This window comes from Pseudomonas sp. 43(2021) (genome assembly GCF_017490805.1).
In the GTDB taxonomy this organism is placed as follows: Bacteria; Pseudomonadota; Gammaproteobacteria; order Pseudomonadales; family Pseudomonadaceae; genus Aquipseudomonas.
The window spans coordinates 1-428 of sequence record NZ_JAFGYJ010000608.1; the positions used below are offsets into that span (position 1 = coordinate 1).

1 protein-coding gene is annotated in these 428 nt (G+C 64.3%); it reads left to right on the top strand.

The window, feature by feature from the left end; translation table 11 throughout:
- On the top strand, positions 1-428 hold a 428-nt coding region (locus J5M71_RS28930; protein WP_207839127.1), incomplete at both ends, for a CYTH domain-containing protein.

Below are 428 nucleotides of genomic sequence, written 5' to 3' on the forward strand. Positions count from 1 at the left end.
TGCCACGGCCCCAGGCGATTTCGTCCGCGAGCGCGCCGAAATCGCCTGGGGCCGTGGCAAGACCAAAGTGGTCATCGAAGCCGCGCTGGACCTCGGTCACGTGGTGGTTGGCAAACAGAAGGAAGAAATCTGCGAGCTGGAACTGGAGCTGCGCGAAGGCGAGCCTGCCGCGTTGCTGGAACTGGCTGCCGAACTGGCCGAAACCCTGGCGCTGATGCCATGCGATATCAGCAAGGCCGAGCGCGGTTATCGTCTGCACGACGCCAACAGCTACTCGCTGAGCCTCCCGGCGCCGCAACTGACCAGCGAAACCCGTCTCGACGACGCCTTCGCCGCGCTGAGCTGGCATTTGCTCGGCAGCAGCCAGCGTCTGGCCGAACAATATCGCTTCAACGGCCACTGGCGCCTGTTGCAGGACTGGGTCGAGA